Genomic DNA, 17214 nt, shown 5'->3' on the forward strand with positions numbered 1-17214 from the left:
TCCTTCGATCTGGCGGATCGCTCGACGATGCGGGACGGCGCCGGCCGGTCGACCCGCGCACGACCGGCCAAAGGCGCGCGGGCGCCAACCAACGCGGAGTTCGACGCCTTCGACCAGAGGGCGCAACTCGGGTGGAAGCGGACCCCGCCTGACTGGACCTGCCCATGCTGCGGCCGCGGCAAGCGCGGCATTCTGCGGTTGTCGGGTCAGGGCAAGTGGTTCGCCCAGATCCGTGATCATCAGGTCTTCCATTTGGAAAGCGATGCGCAAAACCTGGAATTCCGGCAGGCTCTGTACCCCTGGCATCCGCCAGAGCCCATCGTGCATGAATACGCGGTGGCCAAGGTCTGCTCGGATTGCGGGGATGTCGCATCGGAGCTGCAGCGCAGCCGTCCTGATTTGATCCCGTTCCACCTTGACCTTGACGATTTGAAGGCATGTCTTGGCGAGATCCGACCAAACGAGAAGCTGGAGATCGACCTGGGCGAGGCTGCAGCCCATGCCCGGGCGAACGCGCCCTGGGTGGCGGCCCGGGAGGGCTTCTTCGAGCACCGCGACTTGGCCAACAGGATGAACACATTGCGCGCCAGCATCGAGAGACGTCGGCCCCTCGGCGAGGAGGATTGGGCGGAGATCGCGAGTCTGGCCGAGGAGCAAGGGGTGCTTCTGGGCGCACGCACAGGAGCCCTGGGGTGGCTCATCCGGGAGGGCCAGAGGTTCTCCCGAGGTTAGGCGGCCGGGTTGACCTGCGACAGGTGGAACATGCAGCGGTCAGTCAGTGCGTCTCGTGCAGGCATTGGCCGTGATCGGCCAGGACCTCGATGATCCGGCATTCGGAAACCCGCCGGTTGTCGCAGGCTACCATAGTCTCAAGCTCGTCTCGTAGGGCCGTGAGGCGGGCAATCTTGTCCTTCACCTCATCGAGGTGGGCTTTGGTGATCTCATGGGCCTCACCACAGCACCGGTTGGGATCGTCAGCGAGGCCAAGGAGTTGCCGGATGGCATCGACCTCGAACCCGAGTTCGCGGGCGTGACGGATGAAGTTGAGGCGGCGCACCTCGTCAGAGCCGTAGCGCCGCTGCTGGCCCTCGGTCCTGACCGGCGAGGGAAGGAGGCCGATTTGTTCGTAGTACCGGATCGTGGGGATCTTCACCCCGGTTCGCCGCGAAAGGTCGCCAATCGCCAAATTCATCAAAAAACCTCTTGAACCTCTAACCGCTAGAGGTTGTAGCGTGCCCGCCAGATAGGATCAAACTGGATATCTGGCAATGACCGACCGCTTGCGTTACCGCGTCGAAGGCATGGATTGCGGCAGCTGCGCCCGCAAGATCGAAACTGCGCTCGCCCGCGTGCCCGGCGTCTCCGACATCAACATCACCACCACGACCGAGACCCTGCGCCTGCGGGTGGCGGAAGCCGGCACGGGCGAGCAGGTCGAGAAGGTGGTCCGCGACCTCGGCTACGGCATCTCGCCCATTAGCGAGGAGGCGCGGCATCATCATGACCATGAGGCCGAGGACGGGTCTTGGTGGCGCTCCGCCAAGGGACGGCTGACGATCCTCTCAGGCCTTGGCCTCGCGGCCGCATGGCTGCTGGCCATGGTCCTACCTGGTTATGAGGCTTGGCTCTACACCGCCGCCATGGCCATTGGGCTGGTGCCGATTGCCCGCCGTGCGGTTTCTGCGGCCATGACCGGCGCACCCTTCACCATCGAGACCCTGATGAGCATCGCCGCAATCGGCGCGGTGATCATCGGCGAGACCGAGGAGGCCGCCATCGTGGTGCTGCTGTTCCTCGTCGGCGAGCTGCTGGAGGGCGTTGCCGCCGGCAGGGCGCGCGCCAGCATCCGGTCCCTGACCAGCCTGGTGCCGAAGACCGCCTTCATCGAGCGGAACGGAACCCTGGAGGAGGTCCAGGCCGAGACCCTCGCGGTGGGCGACGTGATCGCGGTTCGCCCCGGCGACCGCGTACCGGCCGACGGCACCATCGTCTCGGGCGAGAGCGCCATCGACGAGGCTCCGGTCACGGGCGAGAGCACGCCCAAGCGCAAGGGGGAAGGCGAGAGCGTCTTCGCCGGCACCATCAACACCGACGGTACGCTGCGGGTCCGGGTCACCGCCGGGGCGCAGGACAACACCATTGCCCGCGTGGTCCGTTTGGTCGAGGAGGCGCAGGAGGCCAAGGCCCCGACCGAGCGCTTCATCGACCGCTTCTCGCGCTACTACACCCCCGCCGTGCTTGTCGTCGGCGCCCTTGTGGCCATCCTGCCGCCGCTGGTGGCGGGCGAGCCCTGGGGCGAGTGGGTCTACAAGGGGCTGGCCGTGCTCCTGATCGGCTGCCCCTGCGCCCTCGTGATTTCGACCCCGGCTGCCATCGCGGCGGGCTTGGCGGCGGGTGCCCGGCGTGGGCTCCTGATCAAAGGCGGGGCCGTGCTGGAGATCCTCGGCAAGGTGACCGCTGTCGCCCTCGACAAGACCGGCACCCTGACCGAGGGGCGACCCAAGGTGACGGACGTCGTGGCCCTCGGCGAGGCGAGCGAACGCGACGTCCTGGAGGATGCCGCCGCTCTTGACGCCACCTCGTCGCACCCCATCGCCAAGGCCATCTTGGCGCGGGCGCATGCGGAGGGCATTGAGGTCACGCCCGCCGTCGGCGTGATGGCGCTCGGAGGCAAGGGCGTGAAGGGACGCTTCCGTCGCCGGGGCCTGTGGCTCGGCTCGCCCAAGGCCGCCACAGCCATCGCGCCGCTTCTGCCCGAGGCCGAGGCGCGGATCGCTGCCCTGCAGGAGGAGGGCAAGACCGTGTCGGTCCTGCTCGTGAACGACGTGCCCGTGGGCTTGGTCGCCGTTCGGGACGAGCCGCGCGAGGACGCGCTGGAGGGACTGAAGGCCCTCAAGGCGCGCGGGATCACGCCGATCATGCTCACCGGCGACAACGCCAGGACGGCGGCGGCCATTGCCGGCAGCCTCGGCGTAGAGCCCCGGGCCGACCTGCTGCCGCAGGACAAGCTCCGGATCGTGAACGAACTCAAGGCGCAGGGGCAGATCGTCGCCAAGGTAGGTGATGGCATCAACGACGCCCCGGCGCTGGCGGCGGCGGATGTCGGGATCGCGATGGGCGGCGGCACCGACGTGGCGCTGGAGACGGCGGACGGCGCCGTGCTGCACGGACGCGTGCTCGATATCGCCCGCATGATTGCGCTCTCGAAGGCCACCATGGGCAACATCCGCCAGAACATTGGCGTGGCGCTCGGGCTCAAGGCGGTCTTCCTGGTGACCACCATCCTCGGCATCACAGGCTTGTGGCCGGCGATCCTTGCCGACACCGGCGCCACGGTGCTGGTCACAGCCAACGCCATGCGCCTGCTCGGGGCCGGACGGAGCGTGTGATGACGGTCATGGCGAGGATTGGCTATTTTCTGGCGGTCACGGGACCGATCATCCTGCTCGATCAGGCCACCAAGGCGATGGCCCGGGCGTCCCTGATGCCCGGGGAGGTCCTGGAGGTCCTGCCGTTCGCGAACCTGCGGCTCGGCTTCAACCGGGGGATCAGCTTCGGCCTCCTGCCCGCCGACGAGGCCTGGGGCGTGCTTGCCCTGATCGGCATCACGGCCCTGATCTGCGTTGGCATGGCGGTCTGGAGCGTCAGGGCGCAGGCCCGGCAGGAGAGTGTGGCCTTGGCCCTGATCCTCGCGGGCGCGCTCGGCAACCTGATCGACCGCGTGAGGGACGGCATGGTGACCGATTTCATCGACCTCCACGCCGCCGGCTACCACTGGCCGACCTTCAACGTGGCGGACATCGCCATCACACTCGGGGTGACCTGGCTCGTGACCGACAGCCTCGGGATCGGGGTCCGGCGAAAGGAGGCATCCTGATGCCGTCCGCCATTCTCCCCGTCCTGCTGCTCGTAGGCCTCAGCGCCGCCTTCGCGCTGCTCACTCGCCGCGTGTCGCAGCGTCTCGGCCGCTCGGCGGACAGGTTCGGCACGGGCGACACTGCTCATGATTTCGTCGGGCGGGTCTATCGCGTCGGCGGCGCCATCCTGTTCGTCTTCCTGATCGTGCGGGCGGTCCTGCCGACCGCCGATATGGCCGCCGGCCTGGTTCCGGGATTGGCCCGACCCACCATCGCATGGCTGGGTCTCGCGGTGATGGCTGCAGGCAGCGCGGTCATCCTCGCCGCCCAGGTGCAGATGGGGACGTCCTGGCGGATCGGCCTGGATCAGGAGCGGACCGGGCTTGTGACGTCGGGCCTGTTCGCCTGGTCGCGCAACCCGACCTTCCTCGGCATGGTCGCCGTGGTGCTCGGCGCCTTCCTCATGGCCCCGACCACGGTCACAGGCATCGTGCTCGCGGCCGCTTGGGTGGCCTTCTCGGTCCAGATCCGCATGGAGGAGGAACACCTGCGACGCATGCACGGTCCTGCCTATGAGGCGTATCGAGTTGCCGTGCCGCGCTGGATCGGCCTTTCCAGGAACTTGGGCAGGGCATCCACCGCCCAGCCTGTGGATCGTGGGTGAGCGGGGGGCGGACGCCTCAATCCTGCCGGACTTGAAGGCAACCTTTCGTGCCGGTTGGCCCGCTTCCGCAGGTTCCTGTGCCTGCGGCAAGACAGCGTTAAAGCCAATCCCTTAGAAAAATGGGGAACCGTCCGGGATCGATCACGGGCACACAGAATGCGGGGATTCCCACGATGAAGCGTATCGCATTGGCTGCGAGCCTCGTGCTCGCGCTCGCCGCTTGCCAGGGCGAGAGCATGTCCACGCGCCACCTGGCGCCGATCCCGGCCGCCACCATGGCGCTGATGGAAACGAAGGGCATGTCGAAGAACGACCCGATCCTGATGCGGTCCTACAAGAAGGAATCCGAGATCGAGGTCTGGAAGCGGGGCCGTGATGGCCGGTACGCGCTCCTCAAGACGTACCCGATGTGCCGCTGGTCGGGCCAGCTCGGGCCGAAGATCCGCGAGGGTGACCGCCAAGCCCCGGAGGGGTTCTACACGGTCACCCCGGCGCAGATGAACCCGAACTCGCAGCTCTACCTGTCATTCAATCTCGGCTACCCAAATGCCTATGACCGTGCCCACGGCCGGACGGGGTCGCATCTGATGGTGCATGGCTCGTGCTCGTCGCAGGGGTGCTTCGCCATGACGGATGAGGCGATCTCCGAGGTCTATGCGCTGGCGCGGGAGTCCTTTGCCAGCGGCCAGCGTGGTTTCCAGTTTCAATCGTATCCGTTCCGGATGACGGCCGAGAACCTGGCCAAGCACCGCTACGACCCGAACATCGCCTTCTGGAGGAACCTGAAGGAAGGCTCGGATTACTTCGAGTTGGCGAACCAGGAGCCGCAGGTTTCAGTGGCCAACCAACAGTATGCGTTCAGCGGCGATGCCTCTGTCATGGCGGCCGTCGCGCAGAAGCGCCAAAACGATGATCAGCAGGTCGCGGATTTGGCGGCCAAGGGCGTGCAGCCGATCAAACTTGTGTACGGTGACGGTGGGCAGCACCAGAGCTTCCGGCAGGCGCTGTCCGGGGATGACGGCTCGCTCGCCGTCGATGCCAGCGCCCGCAATCGGCTCGGCGATGTCAGTCGGCCTGAAGCCTTGAGCGCGGGGCCGCAGGAGGTCATCCTTGCCGCGAACGGGAAGCCGAGGCAAGGACCGTCATCGACGCTTGCCTATGCCTTGCAGACCCCCAAGAGCCAGATCCGTGCTGGCGACGCCGCGCGGCCGTCAAGACCTGCTCCTATCGCGAGTGCGGCGCCTGAGCCGGCAGTGCAAGCGGCGGGAAGTGAGGGGCGCTCGGTGCTCGAACGCTTCCGGGGACTGTTCGGCGGCTGAGCCTGGGGCCCGCAGGGTTGGTCCGCCATGCAAGGCTGATCGCCATTGATTGGGGCATTGTTCGGTCATTCTGAAGGACGGTCGTTCGACCCGGCCTAGGGCGTTGTCTTGGCGGGGGTATGAGCTTGCGGGTTTTCCCGATGGCGTTGGTCCTCAAGCTCACGGGTTTTCACGAACGAAACCGTGTAGAGGATGACGACCAGGCCCAGAAGCGTCAGGGCCAGAGCAAGGCTCCTGCGACGTCTCCGTTTCTGCCAATCGTCCATCCTTGCGTCCCTTCGGCAAGTCGAGAATGCCGGACCTAGCACCTCATGCCACTAGAGGTTCAAGTCCCTTACTCCGGAACGGGGCGCCGGTCTTGCCGGCGGACGCAAGAGCGCGAGCCGCCAACTCTAGGCGTCGGAGACGAGGGCCAGCACGGCGAATGACCCGAACTGCTTTCCCGAATCGAACGATGTCGCTACTGCCCTGCGGTGGCTGTCGGGGATATGAACGCACCACCGAGCGAGGCCCAGGCCGAGCCATTGTCGCCCTCGCGCTTGATGTAGATATAGCCCGTCCTGTGCCAGGGCAGGATGGCGTCGCGCTTGTTGTCGAGGATGAGATCGCCCCGATCCGTGCGGACCATCATGACCGCATGCCCCGCGCCCTCCTCGTCGATGACCACGGTCATCCGGAGCGCCCGGCGGGGGAAGCCAGCCTCGGCCAAGCGCTTGCGCTTGACGAGTTGGTAGTCCTCGCAATCACCGTAGCCGTCCTCGGCGTAGCCCCAGCGATCCTCGACGCCCAGATGGTCCTTGTCGGTCCTAGACTTGATCTCGGCGTTCACCTGCCGGTTGATCCGGTTAAGGGTCTGCCAGTCCTTGGTCGAAAGGGTGATGGTGGTCGGTTCGGAGACGTCAACGGCGCATTCGGACGGGTTCTGCTCGCAGAGGCGCACCCAACCCACAATCGGCTTCGCGGTGCCGACCATCGCGACGGGTTTGGAGACGGACGGCATGCCGGCTAGGGTCTGCGCCTGCACCCCGGTGCCGATGAACGCAAAGCCTAAAGCGAAGCCCGCGAGACGAAGCGTGTTCCGGAGAGAAGGTCGAGTGTTCAGAGACCCGAAGAGAGTTTGCCGCATTGCCCCCGCCGATGTGCCGTTAAGGTTTTGTTCATCAAACCTGACACGGTGGGCCGGAGGCGCTCAAGGCAAAAGTTAAACGAGAGTTAACAGGTCGCACCCCGTTTCGTTCCGACAATTTCGTTAACCATGTCCCGCGCGCAATGTCGCAGCGGTGATCTCCAGGCGTCCGCTGACGTCGTCGAACGAGAGGGCGTAGTGGACGTCGGCGCTGTCCCGGTGCGCCTCGCCAAGGCTGAGGGCGGCATCCCCCAGTTCGAGCAGGAGCTCGCCGCGCCGGCGAGCCGCCATCCCGGGATCGTAGACGACCATCGTCGCGCCGAGCACGGTCAGGGTATCGTCGATGAGCCTCGTCGCCGCCGCATCGTCGCCTTGGCGAAAGGTGGCCCCGATCACGATCCGCTCGGTGCCGGGACGGTTGGTCGGGCCGACCACTTCGACCTCGACCAGACGCGCGGCGAAGCGGCATCGGGTGCTGGCCACACAGGAGGTCTGCCGGAGACGGAGATCGGTGCCGACCTGTTGCAGCGCCGCGTTGACGGTTTGCTCATACCGCTGCGGAGAGGCCTCGAACGGCCCGGCTGCCGCCTGGCAGGCAAAAGCGAACATAGAGAAGAATAAGCCAAGGGCCAGTCGCATGGTCTCTCCAAAGGTTGCTGAAATCCACCCCGAGCACCATGGCGGGCTCATGATATCAGGCAGCGCGATCCAGGTCTGTTGCCTCATCTCCCATGCTACCGCATTCGAAGCCGGCGGGCTGCCGAAGCCAGGGTCCGGGGGCTTCGATTTGCCTCGCCATTTCTCACAAGCTCGTGATGGTGTCCAACTTCCCAACCAGGGATTCGTGTGAGCTGGCTCACGTAGAGTTCGAGGACCGCCCGCGGCGGCTCAGGCGAGGCGACAGCCTGGCCCATGAGGAGGGCGGAGATGATGGAAAAGAGGGCAGTCCAGGTTCTCAGAGGGTGTCGCATGCTCCTAAGTCAGCACGCTGGCCGGGCGCCCTGGAAGTCATTTTCCCTTGATCTCGGCCAGCCGGGGACTTTCGACCGGCTGGCCTGATCGACAGCGGGAAGCCGAATCGGTAGTCATGGGCAAGCTTGCACTTGCAAGTGACTGACCGGTCCGGCGCAGAGGCGCGACCAGGACGGTCTGAACGCAAGGATCGCCTTCGATGCCCTTCAATGCTCCCGCCGTGCGCCGTGTCGCGCTCCTCGCCGCGCTCGTTCTGCCTTCTACGGTGCTGGCTCAGCCCGCTTCGTTCACGCCCGAGCAGCGCGAAGCCATCGGCGGGATCGTCCGGGAGTATCTCCTCAAGAACCCCGAGGTGCTGCAGGAGGCGTTCACCGAGCTCCAGCGGCGGCAGCAGGTGGCCGAGCGGGCGGGTCGGGCGGAGGTCCTGACCGCCGAGCGCGGCAAGCTGGAGAACTCGCCCCGCGACTTCGTGCTCGGCAACCCGCAGGGCGACGTCACCATGGTCGAGTTTCTCGATTACAACTGCGGCTACTGCAAACGCGCCGTGGCCGACGTGAAGGCGCTCATCAAGTCCGACCCCAAGCTGCGGGTGGTGATCAAGGACTTTCCGGTGCTTGGGCCAGGGTCCGTCGAGGCCAGCCGCGTCGCGCTGGCGGCCAAATCGCAGCTTACCGGCGACAAGCTCTATGAGTTCCACACGAGGCTGATGGAGAGACGCGGCCAAGCCAACGGGGAATCCGCCAAGGCCGTAGCCAAGGAGATGGGCCTCGACATGGCCCGCCTGGAAAAGGATTTGCAAGGCGGTGAGATCAACGCGGCGCTCCAGGAAACCATGGAGCTGGGGGAAAAGCTGGGGATCAACGGCACGCCCGGTTTCGTTATCGGGAGCGAGGTCATTGCCGGAGCGGTCGGAGCCGAGCCTCTGCGTCAGGTCATCGCAAACACGCGTAAGTGAGGTCGAAGGACAGGATTAGACGGCTCCCCAACCACTTTGGGTGACCATAATGTCAGAGACGCGGCAGGAGCACTGGGACAACGTCTTCACCACCAAGGCCGAAGAGGCGGTCAGCTGGTTCCAGGCAACACCGGAAACCTCGTTGCGCCTTATCCATGCCTGCCATCTTGCCACCGATGCCTTCATCCTCGATGTCGGGGCGGGAGCCTCCCACCTGCCGGACGCCCTTCTTGGGGAAGGGTTCACCAAGATCGCCGTGCTGGACGTGTCCGCCGCCGCGTTGGAGAGGACCCGAACGCGCCTCGGCAACCGGGGACGGGCGGTCCGCTTCATCGTGGCTGACATCGCGGCATGGCAGCCCGAATTCCCCGTCGATCTCTGGCACGACCGGGCGGCTCTACACTTCCTGACGGAGCCGCGGGACCGCGAGGCTTATGCGGATGCGATGAGACGCGCGGTGAAGCCAGGTGGCTTCGTCCTGATCTCGGGCTTTGCCCCGAGCGGGCCCGAACGGTGCAGCGGCCTGCCGGTCCTGCGGGCCGACCAGGATGCGATTGCGACCCTTCTCGGAGCGGATTTCACCCTCCTGGACGCGTTCGAGGAGGATCATCGGACGCCATCAGGCGAGCAGCAGCGGTTCGTCTTCACGCGTTTTCAGCGGCGGCGCTAAGCCTGGCACGTTCCAGGACGGGCTATGGTCCAGCCGTCAGTTCGGGGATCGAGGATGATGGCCGTACCGGCCGGGCATACCGCGGCGCCGGTGAGGTCCCGGCGGTCATGTTGACGGTTCTCCACCAAGTCACAGCCAACCCAGAAACGCGGCGATGTAGATCCCACTTAGGCGGCACAGGCCCGCCCTGCCGCGGCAGCGTCAACCAAGGTCAGGCACCGGGCGAGCGCGTTGAGCGATCTGATGCCAGGGAGCAGCCACCACACCGGTTGTCCGAGACGGGCATGGGCCTAGAAGGCAAAGCAGCCGGCGATCTCGGCCAGCGCGGCACTCAGACAAGCGAGAAGGGTCATGCTCCTATCGAACGTTCGAGCCGCCGCTGCGGCGAGCGTGCCGGCGCCACACGATTGGAGATTGCCGGATCCCTTCCAGGGGGATAGGTTACCAGGATGATCCATGCCAGCCACCCTGACATCATCGCCCGCCTGAAACGGGCGCACGGCCACCTCGCCTCCGTCATCCAGATGATCGAGGCAGAGCGGCCCTGCGTCGACCTTGCCCAGCAGCTGCACGCGGTTGAGGCCGCGATCACGAAGGCCAAGCGCGAGCTGATCAACGACCACATCGAGCACTGCCTGGCAGATGCGGCGGGCCAGGGGCACAGCGATGGCCGGGCTGCCCTGCAGGAGTTCAAGGCACTCACAAAATACCTGTAAGGCGCCCGCCGATGCTCGACGTTCTCGCCAACCGCACCTACCGCCACCTGTTCGCCGCCCAGGTGATCGCACTTGCCGGCACGGGGCTCCTCACCGTGGCGCTCGGACTGCTCGCCTATGAACTCGCCGGCGTGGACGCCGGCGTGGTCCTCGGCACGGCCCTCGCGATCAAGATGGTGGCCTATGTGGGCGTGGCGCCCATCGTTGGCGCCTTTGCCAACCAGCTTCCCCGCCGGGCCTTCCTGGTGTCGATGGACCTGGTGCGGGCGGCGGTCGCGCTGCTGCTGCCGTTCATCACCGAAGTCTGGCAGATCTACGTCCTGATCTTCCTGCTGCAGTCGGCCTCTGCAGCGTTCACGCCGACGTTCCAGGCCACCATTCCGGATGTCCTGCCGGACGAGAAGGACTACACCCGGGCACTGTCGCTTTCCCGTCTGGCCTACGATCTCGAAAGCCTGCTCAGCCCGGCCCTCGCAGCGGCCCTCCTGACCGTCATCAGCTTCCACTGGCTGTTCGGGGGCACGGTCATCGGCTTCCTCTGCTCCGCCGCGCTCGTCCTTTCCGTCAGGTTGCCGCAGCCGGCCCGGTCCGAGCGCCAGGGCGGGATCTACGACAAGACAACCCGTGGTCTTCGCATCTATCTCAAGACGCCGCGCCTGCGGGGGCTTCTGGCCCTCAACCTCTCGGTCGCCGCAGCCGGCGCCATGGTCATCGTCAACACCGTTGTGATCGTCCGTGGCGTGCTGGGCCTGCCGGAGGATGATATGGCCCTGGCGCTGGCCTGCTTCGGCGGCGGCTCGATGGTCGCGGCGCTCCTGCTGCCGCGCGTGCTCGACACGCTGCCCGACCGGGCGGTGATGCTGCCGGCCGCGGCACTCCTGGGCGTGGTCCTGCTGGTCTTTGCCGCCGCGACCTGGTCCGGGGCCATCAACTGGGTGGCCCTTCTCGTCACCTGGGTCTTTCTGGGGATCGGCTACTCGGCGGTGCAGACCCCGACGGGCCGCCTGCTGCGGCGCTCGGCTCAGGCCGACGACCGTCCCGCCCTGTTCGCCGCCCAGTTCGCGCTCTCGCACGCCTGCTGGCTCCTGACCTATCCGCTGGCAGGTTGGCTCGGGGCCGCGGCGGGCATTCCCACGACCTTGGGGGTGCTTGGGCTGGTGACCCTGCTCGGTTTCGTTCTCGCGGCCCGGCTCTGGCCTGCAGCCGATCCTGAAGATATCGAGCATGCCCATTCCGACCTGCCGCCGGACCACCCGCATCTGCAGGAGTATGGGGAACGCCATGTCCATGGCTTCACCATAGACGACCTGCACCGACGCTGGCCGGCCCGACACGCAACAAAGCAGGGCTCGTAAGCCCCGGATGCCCGACGCGTTGGCGTATCTGGGCCTGTTCGCAGCCTCGCTGCTGGCCGCGACCATTTTGCCGGCGCAGTCGGAAGTGGTGCTCGCCGGGATGATCCTGTCCGAGCGCTATCACCTCTGGCTGCTCATCCTGGTAGCGAGCGTCGGCAACATCCTCGGCTCGCTGGTGAACTGGTTCCTCGGGCGCTTCATCGCGCATTTCGAGGATCGCCGCTGGTTTCCGGTCAAGCGCGACCAGATCGCGAAGGCTGAGCGCTGGTATCAACGCTATGGGTATTGGACGCTGCTGCTGTCCTGGGCTCCGGTCATCGGCGACCCGCTGACCATCGTCGCCGGTGTGCTCCGCGAGCCCCTGCCGGTGTTTCTCATCCTGGTGACCATCGCGAAAGTGGGGCGTTACCTGGTCGTGGCCGCCCTGGCGCACAGCTGGATCTGAGGCGGAGCAGGAAACGCCATGATCCGTCCCTGGGTGGCTCGGCTTGCAGCAGGCGAACACCGCCCTATCTGACGCTGCCTTACCACCGGCCTGTTAACTTCCGATTAACTCAGAGGTCCTTAAGTCTCCCTGATGACGCGAGCGGCACTCCTGAACGGTTTTCGCCTGATCATCGCCTTGGCGGTGATGCTGGGCGCCGTGCCGTTCCTGCGCGCGGCTCCCTCGTCCTATGAGCTGACGGCCTCCCACACGGTGGACGCTTTCGCGCATGCGGGGCTCCTGGATGCGAGCGGGCACGGACACAGCCATGGCGATGATCCCGATCCGGATCATCTGCCCGGCCATGGACTGGAGCACAAGGACCACTCCCACGTCACCATGGGGCTGGCGTCTGCGCCGGCATCCCTGAAGGCCCCGGATGGCCAGTTCCAACGCCAATGGGAGCAGGGCCGTCCACCGTTCCATCTTTCGTTCCGTCTCGACCGGCCTCCTTGTCCTTCGTTCGCCGCCTGATCCCGCAGGCCGCCTGAGTGCGGCCATCTGATCCGTACGAACATTGGAAATTCCTATGCCAAGACCTCTTCCCGGAGGCCGGTGGTGGCTGCCTTTCATGCACCCGCCAGCCGCCTTCCCTGCGCTCGCCGCAACCCTCCTGATGCTGTCGCTTTCCGGCTTCGAGGCGCTCGCCCATGCCGTCGCCGAGGGCGACAAGGGCTACATTCAGGAGATCACCGGGGTTCATCTGATCCCCTTCCTCTATCTCGGCGCCAAGCACATGGTGACCGGCTACGACCATCTGCTGTTCCTGCTCGGCGTGGTCTTCTTCCTCTACCGGGCCAAGGACATTGGCCTCTACGTCAGCCTGTTCGCCGTCGGCCACTCGGTGACGATGATCTTCGGCGTGCTCTACGGGGTTAGCGTCAGCGCCTACCTGATCGATGCCATCATCGGGTTCTCGGTCGTCTACAAGGCGCTCGACAACCTTGGCGCCTTCCAGCGCTGGTTCGGGTTCCAGCCAAACACCAAGGTAGCCACCCTGATCTTCGGCCTGTTCCACGGCTTCGGCCTCGCGGCGAAGATCCAGGAATATGACGTGGCACCCGACGGGCTGCTGCCGAACCTCTTGGCCTTCAACGTCGGGGTCGAGGTCGGCCAGCTTATGGCGCTGTTCGGGATCCTGATCCTGATGGGCTACTGGCGCCGCACCGACGGCTTCTTCCGCCATGCCTACACCGCCAACGTCGCGATGATGACCGCCGGTTTCGTGCTGATCGGCATGCAGCTCACGGGCTACTTCGTCGCGATCCCCGCCACCTGATCCCTCCACTCGAAGGAACACACCGATGTACAACACCGACCTGCCGACCCGCGCCGAGCTCCCGTCCTCGGCCCAGCTCGTGCGCTCCACCCTCATCGCCGCCGGGGTCGCCGCGGCGCTGCTTGTCACCGTGGTCCTGCCGTCCGAATACGGCATTGACCCAACCGGCGCCGGGCGGATGCTGGGCCTCACCGAGATGGGCGAGATCAAGACGCAGCTTGCCGAGGAAGCCGAGGCCGACCGGGCGAAGGACCAGGCCGGCCAAGCGCCTGGCGCTCCGGTTGCACCGGCCACGCCGGCTCCCGAGCAGCGGTCCAGCCTGCTCGGCTCCATCTTCGCCCACCTCGTCGTCGGCTCGGCGCAGGCGCAGACCCCGGCCGCGGCCAAGTCCCAGGAGTTCTCGGTGACCCTGAAGCCGGGCGAGGGCGCCGAGGTCAAGGCCGACATGAAGAAGGGCGCCAAGTTGACCTATGCCTGGAAAGTCGAGGGCGGCGCGGTCAACCACGATACCCATGCGGACGGACCGGGCGGCAACGAGATCTCGTACTCGAAGGGTCGCGGCGTTCCTGGGGATGAAGGCGAGCTCACAGCCGCCTTCGACGGCAACCATGGCTGGTTCTGGCGCAACCGCGGCTCTGCTCCGGTCACGGTGAAGCTGACTGCCAGCGGTGACTTCGGCAGCCTCCAACGCAAGTGACCGGAGCCCCAGCACGGTTAAAGGCCGCGCTGGGGTCCACTGTCGGTTCTCATGGAACATCTGCCCGAATATCTCGGCCTGACCGGGACTGTCTTCCTATCGTCCACGATCTTCCCTCTACAGTCGGAAATATTGCTGTTCGGGTGCTGGTGCTCGCCGCCAACCTCCGCAACATTCCGGGCTCCTGCGTGAACTGGTTCCTGGGCCTCTTCATCGCCTGGTTGACGGGCTGCTGTTGGTTTCCGGTCACCAGGAAGCAGGTCGCCAAGCCAGAAGGCTGATATCGCCGCTACGGGCGCTGGTCCCTGCTGCTGTCGTGGGTGCCGGTCATCGGGGATCCGATCACCATCGTCGCAGTGGGGCTTGCGCAAGCCCCGCTGCCCGCCGTACTCGGTGGCCTCATCAGCTTCTTGAGCCCTTGCGTCCTGCCGCTGGTGCCGCCCTACTTGTCGTTCCTCGCAGGCACGACCTTCGACCGGTTGAACGCCGGCGACGGTGCGGTTCGCAGGTGGGCGGTGTTGGCCGCGCTCCTGTTCGTGGCCGGGTTCGCGACGGTTTTTGTTCTGCTCGGCGCGACGGCCTCCGCCTTGGGGCAAGTCATCCGGCAACATGTCGATGTGCTGAGCACGGTGGCAGGCTTCGCCATCATCGTCATGGGCCTGCATTTCGTGGGCATCTTCCGGATCGGGCTCTTTTATCGGGAAGCTCGGTTCAATATCGAGAAGCCGGTCGGCCTCTGGGGTGCCTATGCGATGGGCCTTGCCTTCGCGTTCGGTTGGACGCTCTGCATCGGGCCGGTGTTGGCGGCGATCCTGACTGTTGCCGGCTCGGAGCAGAGCGTCGCGCAGGGAGCCCTGCTGCTTGCGGCTTACTCAGCGGGCCTCGGTGTCCGATTCCTGCTTGCGGCACTCGCCATGAAGCCGTTTGTCGCCCTGCTGAAGCGCATGCGCTCGCGCTTCGTGCTGGTGGAGAAGACGATAGGAGGGCTCCTCGTGCTGACCGGCATCGCCTTCCTGGCCGGCTGGATCACTGACATGTCATTCTGGCTTCTGGAGACGTTCCTGGCTTTCGCGACACTCGGCTGAGACGTGGAAACGCACAGATCCAACCAAAGTTGTCCCTGTTTTGACCTAGACCCTTCCCAAACCAATGGTCGGAATGCCCTGAGCCTAGTGCAAGCCTCACGCTCCAGGCCTGCTGCGGGCCTGCTGGTATTCGCGCTCGGTCTTTGGCCAGGTGCTTTTGATGAAGGCGAGGATGGCCCGGATTTCGTCGTCCGACAGTGCGCCCTCAAACGCGGGCATGTCGCTTTCGTATCCCGGCACGACCGCTGCCAAACCTTTCTTCGTGATCGTGAACAGCTCCTCGTCGCTGTGATGCCATGTGTGCCCGCTGGCATCATGCGGTGGTGCTGGCATGCGGCCGCTCGACAAGGCCTCCTGCCAGTCAGGCTGGCCTTCAAGCTTTGCTCCGTGGCACGAGGCACAGCGCTCGGCATAGAGCTTGGCGCCGAGCGCAAGTTGGGCCGCGGTGCCGTGGCCGAGGGACCGTTCGAGACCAAGCCACCCAAAGGTGGCCGCAGCACCGAAGATTACCAGGAGGGCACCCCAAGCCAGCATCTTGCCCATGTCACGACCTGCCGCGGAGATACTTGAGCAGCGCCGCCGCTGCGAGCACGAGGACGATGACGGTCAGGAGCCACGCCACTCCCATTCCCGCCATCATCCAGACCATCCCGTCCATCATGCCTGTCATCGGAACCTCGCCTCACGAGTGGGGCTGACCGAGCGCCGTCCACGTGCGTCCCTGGTCTGCGCTGCTCAGAAGCTTCCCGCCGTTCGTGACGGCGAACACCCGTTGCGGATTCGTGGGATCCGCCGCGAGATGAAGGAGGTAACCTTCCCCGAAGCCGCTGCTGATGGTTTCAAGCCCGACCGGCGGCTCACCCGCCTTCACCAGACCCCGCCCGAGCACGAAGGCGTAGAGCGTGCCCTCGGGCGTCACCTCGACCAAGCTCACCGGCACTCCCTGCACGAGAGGTTGCCAGGACTTGCCCGCATCCGTGCTGACCAGCAGGCCCGACTGGGTCGCCGCATAGAGCGTGTCCGGGCTCTTGGCCGAGGCGGCGAGATCGATCAGCCCCTCAGGCCCAGGGCCGATGATCGTCCACGTCTTGCCCGCATCCCGGCTGATCTGGAGCCCCCGGTGGGTGCCATAGATCGTCCGTGGGTCGGCTGGGCTCACGGTCATCTGGTGGAAGTCCACCGGACCGTTCGCGCCCGGGGAAACCTGGGACCAGGTTCGTCCGCGGTCTTCCGAGGCAACGAAGCCGAGATTGCCGCCCTGCACCGGGTGTCCGCTCGCATAAAGCCTGTTCGGGTCGGATGGGTGCGGGGTGAAGCCCATGAAGTCCTGAACCGGAGAAATCCGCTCCGCCTTCCCGTCCGCAAGGGTCCTGAAGAGACCATGGTGGGTCGCGATCAGGAGGCGCGAGGGGTCCTGGCGGTCGACGGCCAAGCCGTGGATGTGGGTTTGTGTCGTCAGGTCCGAAACAGCAACGGTCTCGGCCGCGTCGGTGCGGATGGTGAAGGCGGCGACTGTGATCGCCAGCGCTGCCGCTCCGGCGGTGAGAAGCTTCTTGGGTGATGTCTTGCTTGTCCGTTTCATTGAGGAAAGTCCTGCTGGGGTGCTGCGTTGAGCGACGCTGGGCTGTTGCAGCCCAGCGTCGCCGGATTGCGTCGGGTGGTCCGTGCCGGACATGGGCCGTCACGCCGCCCTGGCCTGATCTCAGCCTCGGGTGCCAGGAGCCGGCGGCGTCGGCTGCTGCCCTGCACCGCCCTGTTGCTGCTGCATCGCGGACTGCATCATCCTGTTGCAGTTCTCCATCATCTGGGACATCTGCTGCATTATGCCCATCATGGGCATGGAACCGCCCTGCCCCATTCCGTGCGGATCGGCTTGGGACGAAGACGGCGCAGGCATGGCCTCCTGGGCGGAGACGGCCGCGGCGCCGGCCAGGAGCGCGGCTCCGGCGAAGACCGAACGGGCAATCATCGGGATCTTGGACATGGTTTTCTCCTGTGTGGCCTGTGACGGCCGGGACGTCGCACCGCCTAGTGC

Annotated in this window: 22 protein-coding genes; 14 read left to right on the plus strand and 8 right to left on the minus strand. The window is 65.9% G+C overall.

Annotated elements, in window-relative coordinates:
* A partial coding sequence (locus JKL45_RS08485; protein WP_201860692.1) for a hypothetical protein occupies window positions 1-732 on the plus strand: 732 nt, incomplete at its 5' end.
* Window positions 733-775: 43 nt separating this feature from the next.
* On the opposite strand, the gene JKL45_RS08490 is transcribed toward JKL45_RS08485, so the two are convergent.
* Window positions 776-1192: a MerR family transcriptional regulator gene (locus JKL45_RS08490; RefSeq protein ID WP_201860693.1), complete on the minus strand. Its 417-nt coding sequence runs from the start codon at window positions 1190-1192 to the stop codon at window positions 776-778.
* 70 nt (window positions 1193-1262) lie between these two features.
* Here JKL45_RS08490 and JKL45_RS08495 point away from each other — a divergent pair, with 70 nt between their 5' ends.
* From JKL45_RS08495 to JKL45_RS08510, 4 genes are all read left to right on the plus strand, one after another.
* Window positions 1263-3389, plus strand: a complete 2127-nt coding sequence (locus JKL45_RS08495; protein WP_376771016.1) for a heavy metal translocating P-type ATPase — start codon at window positions 1263-1265, stop codon at window positions 3387-3389.
* Complete coding sequence (lspA, locus tag JKL45_RS08500; protein ID WP_201860695.1) at window positions 3389-3877, plus strand: signal peptidase II; 489 nt, start codon at window positions 3389-3391, stop codon at window positions 3875-3877. Before JKL45_RS08495 ends, lspA begins: the two co-directional genes overlap by 1 nt.
* A complete protein-coding gene (locus JKL45_RS08505; RefSeq protein ID WP_201860696.1) occupies window positions 3877-4521 on the plus strand; it encodes a methyltransferase family protein in 645 nt (214 codons plus the stop codon). Before lspA ends, JKL45_RS08505 begins: the two co-directional genes overlap by 1 nt.
* 173 nt (window positions 4522-4694) lie before the next feature.
* Window positions 4695-5840 (plus strand): L,D-transpeptidase family protein, encoded by a 1146-nt coding sequence (locus JKL45_RS08510; RefSeq protein ID WP_246498397.1) that lies wholly within the window; start codon window positions 4695-4697, stop codon window positions 5838-5840.
* 95 nt (window positions 5841-5935) lie between these two features.
* On the opposite strand, the gene JKL45_RS31100 is transcribed toward JKL45_RS08510, so the two are convergent.
* The 3 genes from JKL45_RS31100 to JKL45_RS08520 all read right to left on the minus strand — a co-directional run bounded on the left by JKL45_RS31100 (window position 5936) and on the right by JKL45_RS08520 (window position 7605).
* A complete protein-coding gene (locus JKL45_RS31100; RefSeq protein ID WP_512699574.1) occupies window positions 5936-6106 on the minus strand; it encodes a cytochrome c oxidase system small membrane protein in 171 nt (56 codons plus the stop codon).
* A 194-nt stretch (window positions 6107-6300) separates the two neighbouring features.
* Window positions 6301-6966: a transglutaminase-like cysteine peptidase gene (locus JKL45_RS08515; protein WP_201860697.1), complete on the minus strand. Its 666-nt coding sequence runs from the start codon at window positions 6964-6966 to the stop codon at window positions 6301-6303.
* Between the two features lie 123 nt (window positions 6967-7089).
* Window positions 7090-7605 (minus strand): hypothetical protein, encoded by a 516-nt coding sequence (locus JKL45_RS08520; protein ID WP_201860698.1) that lies wholly within the window; start codon window positions 7603-7605, stop codon window positions 7090-7092.
* 532 nt (window positions 7606-8137) lie between these two features.
* On the opposite strand from JKL45_RS08520, the gene JKL45_RS08525 reads away from it, so the two are divergent.
* The 9 genes from JKL45_RS08525 to JKL45_RS08565 all read left to right on the plus strand — a co-directional run bounded on the left by JKL45_RS08525 (window position 8138) and on the right by JKL45_RS08565 (window position 15179).
* Entirely contained in the window at window positions 8138-8893 is a 756-nt protein-coding gene (locus JKL45_RS08525) for a DsbA family protein (protein WP_201860699.1), read from the plus strand.
* 49 nt (window positions 8894-8942) lie between these two features.
* Window positions 8943-9563, plus strand: a complete 621-nt coding sequence (locus JKL45_RS08530; protein WP_201860700.1) for a class I SAM-dependent methyltransferase — start codon at window positions 8943-8945, stop codon at window positions 9561-9563.
* Window positions 9564-10012: 449 nt separating this feature from the next.
* Window positions 10013-10279 carry a metal-sensing transcriptional repressor gene (locus JKL45_RS08535; RefSeq protein ID WP_201860701.1) on the plus strand — a complete coding sequence of 89 codons (267 nt, stop codon included), beginning with the start codon at window positions 10013-10015 and terminating at the stop codon, window positions 10277-10279.
* A gap of 11 nt (window positions 10280-10290) precedes the next feature.
* Window positions 10291-11634, plus strand: a complete 1344-nt coding sequence (locus JKL45_RS08540; protein WP_201860702.1) for an MFS transporter — start codon at window positions 10291-10293, stop codon at window positions 11632-11634.
* Between the two features lie 7 nt (window positions 11635-11641).
* On the plus strand, window positions 11642-12079 hold the full coding sequence (locus JKL45_RS08545) for a YqaA family protein (protein ID WP_201860703.1): 438 nt from the start codon (window positions 11642-11644) through the stop codon (window positions 12077-12079).
* Window positions 12080-12211: 132 nt separating this feature from the next.
* A complete protein-coding gene (locus tag JKL45_RS08550) occupies window positions 12212-12592 on the plus strand; it encodes a hypothetical protein (RefSeq protein ID WP_201860704.1) in 381 nt (126 codons plus the stop codon).
* Window positions 12593-12734: 142 nt separating this feature from the next.
* Window positions 12735-13397: a HupE/UreJ family protein gene (locus tag JKL45_RS08555; RefSeq protein WP_201860841.1), complete on the plus strand. Its 663-nt coding sequence runs from the start codon at window positions 12735-12737 to the stop codon at window positions 13395-13397.
* Between the two features lie 25 nt (window positions 13398-13422).
* A complete protein-coding gene (locus tag JKL45_RS08560) occupies window positions 13423-14094 on the plus strand; it encodes a transmembrane anchor protein (RefSeq protein ID WP_201860705.1) in 672 nt (223 codons plus the stop codon).
* Between the two features lie 329 nt (window positions 14095-14423).
* Window positions 14424-15179 (plus strand): cytochrome c biogenesis CcdA family protein, encoded by a 756-nt coding sequence (locus JKL45_RS08565; protein WP_376771017.1) that lies wholly within the window; start codon window positions 14424-14426, stop codon window positions 15177-15179.
* Between the two features lie 96 nt (window positions 15180-15275).
* Here the strand turns inward: JKL45_RS08565 and JKL45_RS08570 are convergent, their stop codons facing one another.
* The 4 genes from JKL45_RS08570 to JKL45_RS08580 form a co-directional block, all read right to left on the minus strand.
* On the minus strand, window positions 15276-15722 hold the full coding sequence (locus JKL45_RS08570; protein WP_246498398.1) for a c-type cytochrome: 447 nt from the start codon (window positions 15720-15722) through the stop codon (window positions 15276-15278).
* Between the two features lies 1 nt (window position 15723).
* A complete protein-coding gene (locus tag JKL45_RS30450) occupies window positions 15724-15849 on the minus strand; it encodes a hypothetical protein (RefSeq protein WP_281401745.1) in 126 nt (41 codons plus the stop codon).
* A gap of 12 nt (window positions 15850-15861) precedes the next feature.
* Window positions 15862-16761 carry a F510_1955 family glycosylhydrolase gene (locus tag JKL45_RS08575; RefSeq protein ID WP_201860706.1) on the minus strand — a complete coding sequence of 300 codons (900 nt, stop codon included), beginning with the start codon at window positions 16759-16761 and terminating at the stop codon, window positions 15862-15864.
* Window positions 16762-16881: 120 nt separating this feature from the next.
* Window positions 16882-17163 (minus strand): hypothetical protein, encoded by a 282-nt coding sequence (locus JKL45_RS08580; protein WP_201860707.1) that lies wholly within the window; start codon window positions 17161-17163, stop codon window positions 16882-16884.
* Window positions 17164-17214: the final 51 nt, after the last annotated feature.

It is taken from the genome of Microvirga soli (assembly GCF_016734765.1).
Classification (GTDB): Bacteria; Pseudomonadota; Alphaproteobacteria; order Rhizobiales; family Beijerinckiaceae; genus Microvirga; species Microvirga soli.

Bases quoted from the DNA above. Each gene is read 5' to 3' on its own strand.
- JKL45_RS08575 (WP_201860706.1), bottom strand. From the start codon at position 16,761: ATGAAACGGACAAGCAAGACATCACCCAAGAAGCTTCTCACCGCCGGA.
- JKL45_RS08490 (WP_201860693.1), bottom strand. From the start codon at position 1,192: ATGAATTTGGCGATTGGCGACCTTTCGCGGCGAACCGGGGTGAAGATC.
- JKL45_RS08560 (WP_201860705.1), top strand. From the start codon at position 13,423: ATGTACAACACCGACCTGCCGACCCGCGCCGAGCTCCCGTCCTCGGCC.
- JKL45_RS08580 (WP_201860707.1), bottom strand. From the start codon at position 17,163: ATGTCCAAGATCCCGATGATTGCCCGTTCGGTCTTCGCCGGAGCCGCG.
- JKL45_RS08505 (WP_201860696.1), top strand. From the start codon at position 3,877: ATGCCGTCCGCCATTCTCCCCGTCCTGCTGCTCGTAGGCCTCAGCGCC.
- JKL45_RS08530 (WP_201860700.1), top strand. From the start codon at position 8,943: ATGTCAGAGACGCGGCAGGAGCACTGGGACAACGTCTTCACCACCAAG.
- JKL45_RS08550 (WP_201860704.1), top strand. From the start codon at position 12,212: ATGACGCGAGCGGCACTCCTGAACGGTTTTCGCCTGATCATCGCCTTG.
- JKL45_RS08570 (WP_246498398.1), bottom strand. From the start codon at position 15,722: ATGGGCAAGATGCTGGCTTGGGGTGCCCTCCTGGTAATCTTCGGTGCT.
- JKL45_RS08545 (WP_201860703.1), top strand. From the start codon at position 11,642: ATGCCCGACGCGTTGGCGTATCTGGGCCTGTTCGCAGCCTCGCTGCTG.
- JKL45_RS08515 (WP_201860697.1), bottom strand. From the start codon at position 6,966: ATGCGGCAAACTCTCTTCGGGTCTCTGAACACTCGACCTTCTCTCCGG.
- JKL45_RS08555 (WP_201860841.1), top strand. From the start codon at position 12,735: ATGCTGTCGCTTTCCGGCTTCGAGGCGCTCGCCCATGCCGTCGCCGAG.
- JKL45_RS30450 (WP_281401745.1), bottom strand. From the start codon at position 15,849: ATGACAGGCATGATGGACGGGATGGTCTGGATGATGGCGGGAATGGGA.
- JKL45_RS08540 (WP_201860702.1), top strand. From the start codon at position 10,291: ATGCTCGACGTTCTCGCCAACCGCACCTACCGCCACCTGTTCGCCGCC.
- JKL45_RS08510 (WP_246498397.1), top strand. From the start codon at position 4,695: ATGAAGCGTATCGCATTGGCTGCGAGCCTCGTGCTCGCGCTCGCCGCT.
- JKL45_RS08535 (WP_201860701.1), top strand. From the start codon at position 10,013: ATGATCCATGCCAGCCACCCTGACATCATCGCCCGCCTGAAACGGGCG.
- JKL45_RS08520 (WP_201860698.1), bottom strand. From the start codon at position 7,605: ATGCGACTGGCCCTTGGCTTATTCTTCTCTATGTTCGCTTTTGCCTGC.
- JKL45_RS08525 (WP_201860699.1), top strand. From the start codon at position 8,138: ATGCCCTTCAATGCTCCCGCCGTGCGCCGTGTCGCGCTCCTCGCCGCG.
- lspA (WP_201860695.1), top strand. From the start codon at position 3,389: ATGACGGTCATGGCGAGGATTGGCTATTTTCTGGCGGTCACGGGACCG.
- JKL45_RS31100 (WP_512699574.1), bottom strand. From the start codon at position 6,106: ATGGACGATTGGCAGAAACGGAGACGTCGCAGGAGCCTTGCTCTGGCC.